Genomic DNA, 12,482 nt, shown 5'->3' on the forward strand with positions numbered 1-12,482 from the left:
TCCGGCGATCCGTCGATCGGATGCCGGTTTTGGGCGTTTTTCCGCGCTGCTGAAGTGGGCCAGAGACCGGCCAGAGACGGTCCAAGCACGGCCGCTTGTTTTACAGTGTCCAATGCCATGTCAACATGCCGTGAGCTGGTTGAAGGGCATGATTTCTGCTCACTCACCCACCCCACCCCTCTACGACATCTCATACCCACTTCGTGTGCACGAGATGTCGTAGAGGGGTGGGGTGGGTGAGCAATCAGAAATCAAAAGATCAAGTAAAGGTGAGGTTGGTGTGTGGTTGAGAGAAAAAGAAGTGGTTGGGTTGGGTGCGTATCGGTGGGTTTGCGTGTGGGTTGCGTTGGTAGACGTATCGCCTTGCCTTCGGCGGCGCTTTCAGCTGGTCAAGTTGTGTTTGTTAGTGCGGCTAATGGTTGATGCGTATGCATCAATGACCGGACAGGTCGGGTCTACCGTGCGTCCGGGGGTTGATGCATACGCATCAACGATCTGTCGGGCCACGGCCGCCGCAGGATTGATGCATATGCATCAAGACCCTCTTACGCGGGGATGTAACGAAACTCGACGGCCGCACACGGTGTAACGAAACACAGCGGGGAGTTGCCGCTTATGCGGGGAGCAGCTGTCCCATTCGGCCGATCACGGAGGTAGCGCCGGCATCAGCGAGAGACGCAGTCTTTTCAGGGCGGTTTGCGTACCCGACCGACACCATATCGGCCGCTTGCGCCGCCTCGATATCCGTGACGGAGTCCCCAACGAATACGCAGTCATCCGGGGTCGTTTGGAGGTCCGCGACGGCGCGGCGCAAGAGGAAGGGGCTCGGCTTCAGCTGCGAAACATCGGCGGAACTGCGGCCGTAAATGCCATCAAAACTGCCGAGCAGTCCGCGCCGAGAAAGGTACAGCTCGACGGCACTATCTGAGTTGTTACTCACGACCGCAAGTCGATGCCCGAGGCGGCGAAGCTGCACGATCACGTCCGCAGCCTCCTCAGTCGGAGCCGCGACCGAAACCGCGTCTCGCTCGACCAGTTGGAACCGCTGCTCGACCCTGGCAGCTTCGACTGGTCCGATACTTGCCGCGAACTTCAGGACGTCGAACGGGTCCGAAGCTGCCTGAACGGATGCCGGCATCGGTCGATCAATTTCGGCGCGTAGCGCCTGGGCAGCGACACGATTGGAGATCCCCGAGAAGACCCGGCAGATCGGCCCGTCGAAGTCGACCAGCACGACCGTACGGCCGCCTACGAGGGCATCGGCGGGCGTCAACGGTGGTATTCCTCCGCCACGGTGGTCCAGATGCTTTCGAACCACATCTGGGACTGCCGGACGAATTGAGCGTCGCGGGCATCTGGGTCCGACTGTTGCGAGAACTCGAACAGCGTCGTGTCCTTCCCCATCAGATCCCAGATTCCGACCGTCTCGTCGCCAAACTTCAGCGAGTGTTCCTGGACTGGGTAGTACCCGAAGAAGGCGTACGTGCCGTTCAAGATGTAGAGCTTGAACAGCGGTACCGCTGGATATGTCCGGACTTCCGCCGTCGCGCTCGATATCAAACCCAGGTTTACCAGTTCGTTGACTGCATCCACAACCGCGAGGGCGTGGCGCTCCATGATCCGCGTCGCACGCTGGCGGAAGTCTGGACTATCGGTCAAGTCGTCGACGCGGGCGGGCAAGGCCCAGGGCTTCGAGGCGTCGGGAACGAGCAGCCGCACCTGGAGCGAATCCGGTCGCAGACGGCCATCGCGGATCTTGTCGATCGGCTCGGCAATCGCGCCGTGCAATGTCTCCCCAGAGAAGCCTGCAAAGTCGATCGTGACAACTGACTCGCCGAAGGCCCGTTCGATGTGGGGCCGAAGCCCGACTGGGCGTTCTGTGCGCTCACGCACGAAAACGCCGCTACCCTGCCTCGACACGATGAGGCCCTCGTCGCGTAGCACCCGAATCGCCTGCTGAATCGTCATCCGCGCGACGCCATACCGGTCCGCGAGCTGCGGTCCAGACGGCAGCTTTTCGCCTGGCGTGAACTTGCGGGTCAGGATGGCCGCCCGCAGGTTGTTCGCGACCTGGATGTAGGGCGGGCGCGGGTCGTCAGGGTCGAGTGCGTCCATGGCCATAGCCTAGCTGCACATTGCCGCACCTTTCTAGGCAGCCTAGAAGAATCGGTTGCGTTGGCAGTGATGACCGGCTACGCTCAACTTGGCTAGAAAAGCTAGAAAACTCCCCGGCAGTTGGTAGCTACCGGGGAGTCGAGCGCCAAAGCGGTTCGCAGCCGCTTCAGCATTCGTGCACTTCAGAGGGAATTGGAGGTCCCTGAAGCATGTCCAGTGTAGAGCGGCAGTTAACGCCGAACCAGCGCCTCGCTCACGCGCTGTCGGAGGCTGGTCTGACTCGCGAGGAGTTGGCCGAGAAGATCCAGGTCGATCCGAAGACAGTCGAGCGGTGGATCGTGAACGGTCGGACTCCGTATCCGGCGCATCAGCATCGCATATCGGAAGCGGTGGGAGTCGAAGAGCAAGCGTTGTGGCCGGGCGGCTTTAAGCGAAGCAGTCGGCCGCGGCCGGCGGGTGAGAACTCCCGCTTGCGGGAAGCGTTGTTCAAGGCCCGGATCACACCTGAGCAGTTGGCCGAGAAGCTGGAGATCAATCCGCATACGGTGCAGCGGTGGATCTCTCGGGGCACGCTGCCACATCCGAGGTTTAAGAGTGCTACCGCGATTGAGGTAGGCATCCCGGAATCCGAACTCTGGCCGCAGAAAGGCGATGTGGTCAGGGGTGGTGCGCCGAGCCAGTCGTCCACGCCGCCAGTGGGGTGGGTGGATGACGGCAAGAAGCCGCCGGAGGGGTCGGAGTGGTGCTATGAGACGACCTGGGACGGCCGCACGATCCGGGGAGAGCGGCTCGGAATGCGTCCGGCGGCGCAGTCGAGCACCGAAGCGCCCCGGCAGTCGGAACCCGATCGTGAGCCGAAATCTCTTGCGACAGTTCACGAACTGCCGGGCATCGAACGTGAGCCTGAGACTAACGCGGTCGGCGAGGCGCGGATGCGGGAACTGATGAGCTGGATACCGCCGCAGCGGTCGGCGCTGGCGGACTACCAGCCAGGCAGTGCCCTGGCCGCCGCCCTTGCCAAAGACCGGGACGGGATCGAGCGGTGACCCGAGGATGTCCCAGGAAGTCCTGCTCTGTCCTGATGTCGTCCCCTCAGTCTCTGTTTCCGTTGTTGGGCAACATTTTTCACGCGAATGCCGATGGAAGGAGTGAGCCGATGACTGTTCGTATCAGGCCTCGCGACATCGTGAGTTTGACGGTTCTGTCCGAGCATTACGGCGCGCCGCTGGACTTGGTTGCCGACATGCATGGGGTGTCCATGCGGTCGGCGCGGAAGCTGGCCCTGCGGTGGCGTGAGGCTGGTCTGATCGGGCCGTTGCAGTGGCCGATTCCGGGGCCGGGGTGGGTGGTTCCCACGACCGTGACCGCCGAGAAGTACCTGGGTTTCCAGGTTCGGCACTGGGCGCCGACGCTGCACATGGTCGACCATCTGACCTCGGTGTTGCGGGTGCGGCTGGCGTTGGTCGGCCTGGACTCGGAGCGGTGGATCTCCGAGCGGACCTTGCGACACGATGTCGGCCCGACCAGGTTCGGGGTTGCCCGCCCGCACATCCACGATGGCCGCTACCGGAAGCCCGAGGGCGGCTGGTGGGCGGTCGAGGTCGAGCTAACCCCGAAGACCGTGAAAACGGTGGCGCTGGCGTCGGTGCTCGGTGCCCACCAGGCCGCGGAGCGCGGCGGGTGCGAGGGCCTGGTCTACTACTGCCGGGGCGAGCGGGTGAAGAACGTCATCCGCGAAGCCGCGCAAGGGCTGGACGTGACGACCGGCCCGGACGCACGGCTGGAGGATCTGGACAAGTTCCTGGCCAAGCCGCGCGCTGGCGCGGACTCTCGGCCCGCTCTGCGGTTGGTCGTCGGCGGCGACTGGACACAGCCGTGAACGCCTTGACAGTCCTGTCCAGCCGCCCGCCCATGGGTGGCAACAGCGTCCACTCGGCTCGGGAGCGACTTGACGGCTGTCAACACTGGCTGGACAGGACCGTCCAGCCGCCCGCCCGCGTGATCAAGTTCGGCGGTATCGACACCGCTTCCGACGCGGTGGAATTCGCGTCGGGCGGGCCGCGCGGTGGACAGGCTGTCAACCGATCGGCGCGTGGTGGACAGCCTGTCCAATCCGGAAATCCTAACCACGTGAGGGCATCTGATCAGTGGAAATGCACTCTTTCGGCTCGAAATGGTCGGGCACAATACGCCGTTTCTTCGGTGGAGTCCATGACTGGACAGCGGTTCGGCTCCGCTGGACAGCGACCCGAACGGGTTGACAGCGCTGGACAGCGGGTTACCAACCGTCCTTGTCCCGGTTGACAGCCGTCCAGCCGCCCCCGTCTTCCTCCTATCCCACTGTCTACCCATTACGAAAGTTGAGAACTGACATGAACCCCACCACGACCGACGATCGGCTTCTGCAGGCCCCCGACTGCGAGGCGCTGACCGGTATCCCCGCCTCGACGTGGCGCTACTGGGCGCACATCGGCGACAAGACCAAGCCCGCCAGCTTCAAACTCGGGCGCCGCCGCGTCTGGCGCGAAAGCGGCATCCGAGCATGGATCGCCGCGCAGGAAGCCGCACAGGCCGGGATGGGGGAGAGGCAGTGATGAGCACCGAGGAGCAGATTCGACCCTCGATCTGGTACACCACCGAGGAAGTCGCCGCGCTGTTGAAAGTGGACGCTTCGAGCCTGCGGCGCTGGCGCACCGCCAGCCCGCCGCAAGGCCCGCCGTTCGTCACCCTCTCCGGCCGGACCACCCGCTACAGCGGCGCTGACCTCATGGAGTACCTGAACAGCAAGCGTATCGACCCGAGGGTTGCGTAATGGACGGCCAGGTGGACGTGGTTCCGCTCGGTGTAGCTATCACCGGCTACGTCGAGGTCCGCGGTAAGTCAGGACGATGCCGGGCGCGGGTCCGATGGACCGATCCGGTTACGAAACGACGTGATTCGAAATCTGAGTCATTCGCGACGGAGGACGAAGGGCGGGCCTGGGTCGAAGGTATCGAGCAGGCCGCCGCCCGCGGAGTCCACCCGAAGACCGCCACGTCCACGCTGGCCGAATTCGGAAATGCCCACTGGGACATCGCAATGCGTGGAACCGAGCCGAAGACGCTGGATGTCTACGGCCCCGGTTGGCGGTTGCGGGTCGTGAAGTCCCTGGGGCACTTGCCGATCACGATGGTGACGACTGGTGTCGTGGATCGTGCCGTCACGAAATGGATCAAGGCCGGGTGCAGCGAATCGACCATCAAGAACACGCTCGCGGCGTTGGCTCGGGTGCTCGACCAGGCGGTACGAGACGAGGTGATCGACCGCAACCGGGTCAATGTCACCGGGTGGCAACGCCAGCTCGTGAAGACCGAGGACGAGATCGATGATCCGCGCGCCCTCGCGCTGCCGGACTGGGACGTGCTTCGGCAGCTGTCCAAAGCTCTCGTGGAAGCATCGGCCGGCGCTTTCCAGGGCTGGGGCGATGCGGTCGAATTCGCGGCCTGCACCGCCAGCCGGATCGGCGAAGTATCGGGCTGCCGTATCCGCGACATCGACACGGACGAATGGATCTGGACGTTGCGTCGCCAGACCACACCGGGGCCGGGCGGAATGATGGACAAACGCACGAAAGGCAAACGGGCGCGGTCGGTTCCACTGATCGCGGAAATCCGGCCCTTGATCCTGCGACGGATCGCCGAAGCCCGAGCACGGGTCGCCGCGGACCCGTCGCTACGCAGCGCGAGCGCGGATGAGCGGACCGAGGCCCTGCTGAACGCGCGGCTGTTCGTCGGCCCGCGCGGCGGGCGGATCGCCACCGGCGTACTCCGGGACGCGACCCATTGGGACGACGTTGTAACGAAACTCGGGTACGAGCATCTCCGGCGGCACGATCTGCGGCACACCGGACTCACCTGGTTCGCCGACGCTGGGGTACCGCTACATCGGCTTCAGGCCATTGCCGGACACACCGATCCGCGCATCACCCAGCGGTACCTGCACCCCAACATCAAGGCCCTCCAGGACGACGGGCAACGGGTGTCGCGATTCCTCACGAACGGCCCCGAAGTGCCCGAATACCCACCCGATACGCCGAGTGGCCCCAGATTGGCCCCAAGGCTACGGGTAGTCGAATAACAGAAAACCCCTTCCGATGCTGGTCGGAAGGGGTTTTTCTTTGTCGGGCTGACAGGATTTGAACCTGCGACCACCTGACCCCCAGTCAGGTGCGCTACCAAGCTGCGCCACAGCCCGTGGCCTCCGCTTTTGCGGTGCTCGACGAGATTACCCCACCACCCCCCGGTTCAGCCAAATCGCCACCGTACGGCGGGTTGTGGGGGGTGGTTCGGGGGGTGGGGCGAGGGCTACATGCCGCTGCTGAGGGAGGAGATTCCGCCGCCGCCGGGGGTGACGTTGATCGTCGCGGGCGGGGTGGGGGCGGACGAGGTGTAGTCGTGCGAGCCGAGCGGGGGAGTGTGGTAGGCGCAGTACGCCACGGCGTGGACGGGGCCGGCGGGGAGGTTCAGGAGGGAGACCCTGATCGTCTGGCCGGGGCCGGCGTACGAATCGGCGCCGCCGGAGCCGAAGGTGGCGTTGCTGTCGGCGTTCACCGCCCAGCAGACCGTGCCCTTCTGGGTGTTCTTGTTGTGTACGGTCGCGGTGATCGCGCCGGGGCCCGAGGCAGTGAACTGCACGTCGGGCGCGGCCAATGCGGGGGCCGCCGAGGCCGAGCCGGGCGCTGCGAGCGCCACGGTTCCCGCGGCGAGAATCCACACTGCACGTCGCATCTGTATTCCTTTGTTCACATAGACCACGCGGAACAGGCTTGTCGCCCAACACCGTAGCGGCATTGCGCGGGACCGGCAGCACTTCCGGCGAGCGAGATGTGGAGTGCGGTGTGGGGATTCGCGTCAGGCGGCCTCGTGATAGAGGTGGTCGAAGACGCCCGGCTGCAGTGTTATCGCCTCGAGCCGGTCCTTGGCGGCGGCCAGAAGTTCGGGCGCTGCCGCGGGGGCGCCGGATGCGGAGTTGTGTACGTGGTGGAGCCATCCCGAGGCTCGCAGCAGTTCGACGACCGCCTTGTCGAAATCGGAAATTGCTCGGGTCACGGTGAGATCGTCCACGGGATTCCTTCATTGCACGGAAAGAATCAATTCTACTTGAAGCAGACCGAGCGGTCGGTGGCATCGAATGAGAAGTGGCGATGGTCACCGGTCCCGGATCGCAAGGGATCCGGGACCTGGCTCCGGCATTGATTACCCGGCGCTCTTCACCATTTCGGCGAACATTCCGGGCTCGTAGGAGCCCGCGGGCATCCGCACGATCACATTCATCCGGTTGGCGGCGTTGATCATGCCGAGCAGGCACACCAGCGCGACGAGTTGATCGTCGTCGAAATGCTTGCGCACCTGGTCCCAGGTGTCGTCGCTGACGCCCTGGTGCAGGTCGGCCAGGCGGGTGCCCTTCTCGGTGAATGCCAGGACCGCGCGCTCGGCGTCCGTGAACACCGTGGCCTCGCGCCATGCGGCGATCAGGTTGAGGCGAACCGGCGTCTCGCCCGCGGCCGCGGCGTCCTTGGTGTGCATATCGGTGCAGAATCCGCATCCGTTGATCTGGCTGGCGCGGATCTTGACCAGCTCCTGGACAGTTTTCGGCAGCGTGGACTGATCGAGCATCAGGCTGACTCCGGCGAACCTCTTGCCGAACTTGGCCGCGAATTCGTTGCCCATCATATCGATTCTGGGGTTCATGACTGTCTCCTGTATTTCCGCTTTCCGGGGATGCACATGAGATGGCGGCGAGTCCGTTCTTGTGACAGCTCTGCGGAGTGAGGAGGGTCACATGGCGGCCGAACGCCTTCTCCAGCCGCGGAGCCGCTGACAGCTAACTGTCAGCTTCCTAACGGCTCGTGGTCAGTTCGGGACGGCAGAGTGGTGCCAATCGGAAGCAACACCAGCTTGCGAGAGTGACATGAATTCCATTGGACGAGAGGTAGAAATATGATCCCGGTAATCATCGACACCGGCAGTGCGGCTCTTTCCGGTCTGCTCGGCACGGGAAGTGCCGCAGTCAATGGGATTCTCGGCACCCTGTGGACGGGATCCTTCGGATAGTCGCTCACCAACTTCGACCGGGCGGTCCCTCATCCCGATTCGGTCGAATCCGGGTCGCGCACAACGTGACCCACACCTCAGAACCCCGGGCGACCACCCCGGGGTTCTGTGCGTTGCCGGGATGTACTGCGTGCAAGGAAACCCATGGCTACTTCGGGAATCCGACGGGCGGGGCCGAGATTCGTTGGCGCGCAGAGATTGCCCTGCCCGGGCCGCATCAATTCGGTGGGCCCTGCAGTCCTGCGGCATGAGCGGCATCGATCAACACGGCCTCCAGCATCGCGGGCGTGAGCCGTCCGGTGAAGGTGTTCTGCTGGCTCACGTGATACGAGCCGAATACGGTGAGTTCGGACCGCCCCGGCAGCTCGGGCTCGATCCGATACCGCACGCCGTGGCCGAATTTCGGACGTGGACGCGGCACGCCCCAGCCCGCTTCGGCCAGCGTGGGGAACAGCGCCTGCCAGCCCCATCCGCCCAGCACGACGATCGCCCGCAGGGTGGGCGCCAGCAGTTCGAGTTCGATCCTCAGCCAATGGCGGCAGTTGTCGCGCTCGGACGGGGTGGGTTTGTTGTCCGGCGGTGCGCAGTGCACCGGCGCGGTCACCCGGGCGCCCAGCAGGCGCAAGCCGTCGTCGCGGTGGGTCGCGGTCGGCTGATTGGCCAGTCCCGCGGTGTACATCGCCGCGTACAGCACGTCGCCGCTGCGATCGCCGGTGAACATGCGTCCGGTACGGTTGCCGCCGTGCGCGGCCGGGGCCAGACCGACGATCAGCAGCGGCGCGTCGGCCGGGCCGAACCCGGGAACCGGTCGCCCCCAATAGGTTTCGTCGCGATACGCGGCCCGCTTGGTGCGTGCGGTCTCCTCGCGCCATGCGACCAGCCGAGGACAGGCGCGGCAGTCTGCCACCGCGCCGTCCAATTCGGCGATCGACTCGCATCGGGGCACGAAACCATTGTCCAGGCCGGATGCTCACGCGCCGGCCGCGGGGGTGGACTGTGCGGCGAATCGGTCCGATGCTCAGCCGATCTCGGCCAGCCGTGGAGCAATCTCTTCTCCGTACCGGGTGACCCAGCCCGCAGGGTCCGGATTGCCGGGCAGCGGGCCGATGTTGATCAGGTCGAAGCCGAGCGCGGCGTACTCCTCGGCGGTCTTCAGATAGGTGTCCGGATCGGCGAACGGGTCCATGAATTGGCCTCCCGTCAGCCGGATTTCGGCGAAGTCCCGGCCGACGGCGTCGCAGTGGCGGCGCAGCACGTCGAGCTTGTGCGGCAGCTCCGGCAGGGGCGAGGTGGTGTTCCACAGGTCCGCGTACTGCGCGACCATGCGCAGGGTCTTCTTCTCCCCGCTCCCGCCCAGGTAGATCGGCGGCCGCCGGATCGGCTGCGGCCGGCAGATCGTCTCGGCCAGCCGGTAGTGCTTGCCCTCGTAGGGGCCGTCGTTTTCGCTCCACATCTGCAGGCAGATCTGCAGCGTCTCCTCGAGCATCTCGAACCGGTCGCGCAGCGGGGGATACGGCACGCCCAGCGCGGTGTGCTCGCGCTCGTACCAGGCCGCGCCCAGGCCGAGCATGGATCTGCCCTGCGAGAGCACGTCCAGGGTGGTCGCGATCTTGGCGAGTAGGCCGGGATACCGGTAGGTGACGCCGGTGACCAGCATGGTCAGTGCGATGCGCTCGGTCTGCGCGGCCAGGAAGCCCATGCTGGTGTAGCCCTCGAGGAACGGATCCTCGGCCTTGCCGACGGTCTCCATCTGGAAGAAGTGGTCGGCGAGGGTGAACATGTCCGCGCCCGCCTGTTCGGCGGCGACCGCGGTGCGGCCCAGCATCGGGCCGAGTGCGGCGGGATCGCCCGGCAGGAAGTCGATGTAGTGGATGCCGAAGTGCATGGTGGTGGTCCCTTTCGTCGGCTGTGACAATCACAAGTCTAGACTAAACAGTTAGAACTGAACAGTTCAGCTGTCAGGATCCCGGAAACCGCATCTCCGCGTCGGACCGGGCGGCTGTTCGTTACTCTTCGCCCGTACACCACGAGATCGGACGCTGATGACCACACCTGCACTCGCCCGGGCGGCGGCCCTGGACGCCGCGGATCCCCTGCACTCGTATCGCGATCTGTTCGTCGGCGCGCAGGATTCGTCGATACCCGCCTACCTGGACGGGAATTCGCTGGGCCGCCCGCTGCGAGCCAGCCTCGACCGGATCAAGGCGTTCATCGTGGAGGACTGGGGCGGACGCCTGATCCGCGGCTGGGACGAGCAGTGGTTCGACATGCCGATCGCGATGGGCGACATGCTCGCCGCCACGGTTCTCGGTGCGGCCGCCGGGCAGACGACGATCGGCGACTCCACCACGGTCCTGCTGTACAAACTTGCCCGCGGCGCGCTCGCGATGCGCCCGGGGCGCACCGAGATCGTGGTGGACCGCGACAACTTCCCCACCGACCGCTATGTGCTCGAGTCCATCGCCCACGACCTCGGCCTGACCCTGCGCTGGATCGAATCGGACCCGCGCGGCGGGGTCGACGCGCAGGAACTCGCCGCCGCGGTCTCCGAGCGCACGGCGCTGGTGGTGCTCAGCCACGTCGCCTACCGGTCGGCCTATCTGCTGGATGCCGCGGCCGCGGCGCAGGTGACGCACGACGCCGGCGCCCTGCTGCTGCTGGATCTGTGTCATTCGGTCGGCTCGGTGCCGCTCGAACTCGATTCCTGGGGAGTGGATTTCGCGGTCGGATGCACCTACAAATATCTCAACGGCGGCCCGGGGTCGCCCGCGTTCGCCTACGTGCGGGCGGAGTATCTCGACGACTTCCGCCAGCCGGTGTGGGGCTGGATGGGGCGTGACCAGCCGTTCGAGATGGCGCAGGGATACGAACCGGCACAAGGGATCCGGCGGATGCTCAGCGGCACGCCACCGATCCTGGGCATGCTCGCGATTCAGGACACCCTCGAACTGATCGGCACGGCCGGCATGGCCGCGGTGCGCGCCAAATCCGTTGCGCTGACCGGCTATGCGCTCGAGCTCGTGCGCGAGCACCTGGTGCCGCTGGGTGCCGAGATCAGCTCGCCGCTCGAGCCGGAGCGGCGCGGCGGGCACCTCATGATCGACCACCCGAGGTTCGCGGAGCTCACGGCGAAGCTGTGGAATCGGGGCGTGATTCCGGACTTCCGGCCGCCGCGCGGCCTGCGACTGGGCCTGAGTCCGCTGTCCACCAGCTTCCGCGAGGTGACCGTGGGCATCATCGCCGTCCGCGAGGAACTGGTCCGGTCAGACCAGCCTGCCCTGTAGGACCCGCACGCCCGCGGTGAGCGCGGCTCCGCCGTTGCTCCAGCTGACCGAGGCGGGCTGCGAGCTGAGCACGACGACCGCGTAGTGCATCGGCTTACCGGGGCCCGCGCCGACCAGGCCGGTGGTGTCCAGCGTGGTGCCGCTGTCCAGGGACATCCAGCCCTGCTTGATGGCCCAGTCGGTGCCGGACAACCCGTCGGGGATGCCGAAATACTGATCGGTGCCGTCGGCGGCGGTCTGCTGCGCGCCCTGCAGGCCGTTCATGATCACGTCGCGGGCCGGCGCGGGCACCGCGGTGTCCAGGTAGCGATAGATCGCCACGACATCCTGTGCGGTGGTGAGAGTTTCGCCCCACTGGTCGGGATCCGAGGGCGGCTGGGTGCCGGTCAGCCCGAGCAGTCCGGCCATCCGGCTCACGATCGCGCCGCCGCCGTCGGTGTCCCACAGCGCATCCGCGATACCGTCGTCACTGGTCGAGAGCATCTGATCCAGCTGGGACGCGGTCGCCGGATCGGCCTGCCAGCCTTGGGAATTCAGCTCGTCCAGGGCGATCAGCAGCTTCACCACCGAGGCCGTGTAGAACTGCCCGCCGCTGTTGAGCTCGGCGACCGTGGCGCCGGTGCCGGTGTCGACGACGTCGATGCCGACCTGGGTGCCGGGCGAGGCCACGACGATGGCGGACTGCATCTGCTGTGCCAGCGCCTGGGGCGAGGGCTGCGCCGGGGCGGGGGCGGTGCCCGCGGAGCCGGTCGACGGCAGCCCGGGTAGCGCCGGCAGTGCGGGAAGGCCCGGTAAGGGCGGCAGTGGCGCGGGCGCGACGGCGGGTGCCGAATTACGGTGTGCGGCAACCGTTCCGTGCGCCGCGGCTCGTGCCAGCGGTGTCGCCACGGCTCCGGCGACGAGCGCGACGGCGGCGACCGCGCCGACGACGAACCACAACTTTCCACGGCGCGCCCCGCGTGGCGACTTCGTCTGCATACCTAATGTATCC

At 65.9% G+C, this 12,482-nt stretch carries 14 protein-coding genes and 1 tRNA gene; 6 read left to right on the forward strand and 9 right to left on the reverse strand.

Translation table 11 applies throughout. The annotated features are described in order from the left end of the window. Nucleotides 1-613 precede the first annotated feature (613 nt). Both KO481_RS22860 and KO481_RS22865 read right to left on the reverse strand, forming a co-directional pair. A complete protein-coding gene (locus KO481_RS22860; RefSeq protein WP_215919479.1) occupies nt 614-1,273 on the reverse strand; it encodes an HAD family hydrolase in 660 nt (219 codons plus the stop codon). After that, a complete protein-coding gene (locus tag KO481_RS22865) occupies nt 1,270-2,115 on the reverse strand; it encodes a GntR family transcriptional regulator (RefSeq protein WP_215919480.1) in 846 nt (281 codons plus the stop codon). The genes KO481_RS22860 and KO481_RS22865 overlap by 4 nt, the downstream gene beginning before the upstream one ends. A gap of 209 nt (nt 2,116-2,324) precedes the next feature. On the opposite strand from KO481_RS22865, the gene KO481_RS22870 reads away from it, so the two are divergent. From KO481_RS22870 to KO481_RS22890, 5 genes are all read left to right on the forward strand, one after another. After that, nucleotides 2,325-3,161 (forward strand): helix-turn-helix domain-containing protein, encoded by an 837-nt coding sequence (locus KO481_RS22870; protein WP_215919481.1) that lies wholly within the window; start codon nt 2,325-2,327, stop codon nt 3,159-3,161. A 110-nt stretch (nt 3,162-3,271) separates the two neighbouring features. Further along, complete coding sequence (locus KO481_RS22875) at nt 3,272-3,994, forward strand: hypothetical protein (RefSeq protein WP_215919483.1); 723 nt, start codon at nt 3,272-3,274, stop codon at nt 3,992-3,994. A 493-nt stretch (nt 3,995-4,487) separates the two neighbouring features. Beyond that, nucleotides 4,488-4,709, forward strand: a complete 222-nt coding sequence (locus KO481_RS22880; RefSeq protein WP_215919485.1) for a helix-turn-helix transcriptional regulator — start codon at nt 4,488-4,490, stop codon at nt 4,707-4,709. After that, on the forward strand, nt 4,709-4,927 hold the full coding sequence (locus KO481_RS22885; RefSeq protein WP_215919487.1) for a helix-turn-helix domain-containing protein: 219 nt from the start codon (nt 4,709-4,711) through the stop codon (nt 4,925-4,927). Before KO481_RS22880 ends, KO481_RS22885 begins: the two co-directional genes overlap by 1 nt. Continuing rightward, on the forward strand, nt 4,927-6,231 hold the full coding sequence (locus KO481_RS22890; RefSeq protein WP_245401305.1) for a site-specific integrase: 1,305 nt from the start codon (nt 4,927-4,929) through the stop codon (nt 6,229-6,231). The genes KO481_RS22885 and KO481_RS22890 overlap by 1 nt, the downstream gene beginning before the upstream one ends. 43 nt (nt 6,232-6,274) lie before the next feature. Here KO481_RS22890 and KO481_RS22895 read toward each other — a convergent pair. The 6 genes from KO481_RS22895 to KO481_RS22920 all read right to left on the reverse strand — a co-directional run bounded on the left by KO481_RS22895 (nt 6,275) and on the right by KO481_RS22920 (nt 10,092). After that, nucleotides 6,275-6,348 (reverse strand) — tRNA-Pro (locus tag KO481_RS22895). A gap of 110 nt (nt 6,349-6,458) precedes the next feature. After that, a complete protein-coding gene (locus KO481_RS22900) occupies nt 6,459-6,881 on the reverse strand; it encodes a hypothetical protein (protein ID WP_215919489.1) in 423 nt (140 codons plus the stop codon). Nucleotides 6,882-7,004: 123 nt separating this feature from the next. After that, the gene (locus KO481_RS22905) at nt 7,005-7,217 is read right to left on the reverse strand and encodes a hypothetical protein (RefSeq protein ID WP_215919490.1); all 213 of its coding nucleotides are present in this window, start codon (nt 7,215-7,217) and stop codon (nt 7,005-7,007) included. A 132-nt stretch (nt 7,218-7,349) separates the two neighbouring features. Continuing rightward, complete coding sequence (locus tag KO481_RS22910) at nt 7,350-7,844, reverse strand: carboxymuconolactone decarboxylase family protein (protein ID WP_215919491.1); 495 nt, start codon at nt 7,842-7,844, stop codon at nt 7,350-7,352. A gap of 580 nt (nt 7,845-8,424) precedes the next feature. Beyond that, complete coding sequence (locus KO481_RS22915; RefSeq protein ID WP_308166745.1) at nt 8,425-9,153, reverse strand: uracil-DNA glycosylase; 729 nt, start codon at nt 9,151-9,153, stop codon at nt 8,425-8,427. A 72-nt stretch (nt 9,154-9,225) separates the two neighbouring features. Next, nucleotides 9,226-10,092 (reverse strand): LLM class F420-dependent oxidoreductase, encoded by an 867-nt coding sequence (locus KO481_RS22920; protein ID WP_215919492.1) that lies wholly within the window; start codon nt 10,090-10,092, stop codon nt 9,226-9,228. 157 nt (nt 10,093-10,249) lie between these two features. Here KO481_RS22920 and KO481_RS22925 point away from each other — a divergent pair, with 157 nt between their 5' ends. Continuing rightward, nucleotides 10,250-11,491: a kynureninase gene (locus tag KO481_RS22925; protein ID WP_215919493.1), complete on the forward strand. Its 1,242-nt coding sequence runs from the start codon at nt 10,250-10,252 to the stop codon at nt 11,489-11,491. Here the strand turns inward: KO481_RS22925 and KO481_RS22930 are convergent. Beyond that, entirely contained in the window at nt 11,471-12,469 is a 999-nt protein-coding gene (locus KO481_RS22930) for a serine hydrolase (RefSeq protein WP_215919494.1), read from the reverse strand. The two genes, KO481_RS22925 and KO481_RS22930, sit on opposite strands and share 21 nt — an antisense overlap. Nucleotides 12,470-12,482 lie beyond the last annotated feature (13 nt).

This window comes from Nocardia albiluteola (assembly GCF_018860155.1).
Lineage (GTDB): Bacteria > Actinomycetota > Actinomycetes > Mycobacteriales > Mycobacteriaceae > Nocardia > Nocardia albiluteola.

Bases quoted from the DNA above. Each gene is read 5' to 3' on its own strand.
- KO481_RS22865 (WP_215919480.1), bottom strand. From the start codon at position 2,115: ATGGACGCACTCGACCCTGACGACCCGCGCCCGCCCTACATCCAGGTC.
- KO481_RS22870 (WP_215919481.1), top strand. From the start codon at position 2,325: ATGTCCAGTGTAGAGCGGCAGTTAACGCCGAACCAGCGCCTCGCTCAC.
- KO481_RS22875 (WP_215919483.1), top strand. From the start codon at position 3,272: ATGACTGTTCGTATCAGGCCTCGCGACATCGTGAGTTTGACGGTTCTG.
- KO481_RS22880 (WP_215919485.1), top strand. From the start codon at position 4,488: ATGAACCCCACCACGACCGACGATCGGCTTCTGCAGGCCCCCGACTGC.
- KO481_RS22885 (WP_215919487.1), top strand. From the start codon at position 4,709: ATGAGCACCGAGGAGCAGATTCGACCCTCGATCTGGTACACCACCGAG.
- KO481_RS22890 (WP_245401305.1), top strand. From the start codon at position 4,927: ATGGACGGCCAGGTGGACGTGGTTCCGCTCGGTGTAGCTATCACCGGC.
- KO481_RS22900 (WP_215919489.1), bottom strand. From the start codon at position 6,881: ATGCGACGTGCAGTGTGGATTCTCGCCGCGGGAACCGTGGCGCTCGCA.
- KO481_RS22910 (WP_215919491.1), bottom strand. From the start codon at position 7,844: ATGAACCCCAGAATCGATATGATGGGCAACGAATTCGCGGCCAAGTTC.
- KO481_RS22920 (WP_215919492.1), bottom strand. From the start codon at position 10,092: ATGCACTTCGGCATCCACTACATCGACTTCCTGCCGGGCGATCCCGCC.
- KO481_RS22925 (WP_215919493.1), top strand. From the start codon at position 10,250: ATGACCACACCTGCACTCGCCCGGGCGGCGGCCCTGGACGCCGCGGAT.
- KO481_RS22930 (WP_215919494.1), bottom strand. From the start codon at position 12,469: ATGCAGACGAAGTCGCCACGCGGGGCGCGCCGTGGAAAGTTGTGGTTC.